Source organism: Heliomicrobium gestii (assembly GCF_009877435.1).
Taxonomy (GTDB): domain Bacteria; phylum Bacillota; class Desulfitobacteriia; order Heliobacteriales; family Heliobacteriaceae; genus Heliomicrobium; species Heliomicrobium gestii.
Genome location: NZ_WXEX01000041.1, coordinates 1 through 524, shown reverse-complemented (window position 1 = coordinate 524; position 524 = coordinate 1). Strand labels below are relative to the sequence as shown.

Genomic DNA, 524 nt, shown 5'->3' with positions numbered 1-524 from the left:
AGGGCGTCAAGTTCGTGGCTGCAGACCCGAAACCGGGTGATCTACCCATGTCCAGGGTGAAGCGGAGGTAAAACTTCGTGGAGGCCCGAACCGACCGACGTTGAAAAGTCGGCGGATGAGGTGTGGGTAGGGGAGAAATTCCAATCGAACCCGGAGATAGCTGGTTCTCCCCGAAATAGCTTTAGGGCTAGCCTCGGGATATAAGAATGCGGGAGGTAAAGCGCTGATAGGGCTAGGGGCCTTCACCGGTTACCGAACCCTGTCAAACTCAGAATGCCCGCATTTATGCCCGGGAGTCAGACGGCGAGTGCTAAGATCCGTCGTCAAGAGGGAAACAGCCCAGACCGACAGCTAAGGTCCCAAAGTGCCTGTTAAGTGGAAAACGATGTGGAGTTGCCCAGACAACCAGGATGTTGGCTTAGAAGCAGCCACCATTGAAAGAGTGCGTAATAGCTCACTGGTCGAGTGACTCTGCGCGGAAAATGACACGGGGCTAAACAGGCCACCGAAGCTTCGGCAAGACG

Annotated in this window: 1 rRNA gene; it reads left to right on the top strand. The window is 55.3% G+C overall.

Going from position 1 to position 524, the window contains the following annotated elements:
* Positions 1–524: ribosomal RNA gene (locus GTO89_RS16930) — 23S ribosomal RNA — on the top strand; the annotation flags it as partial.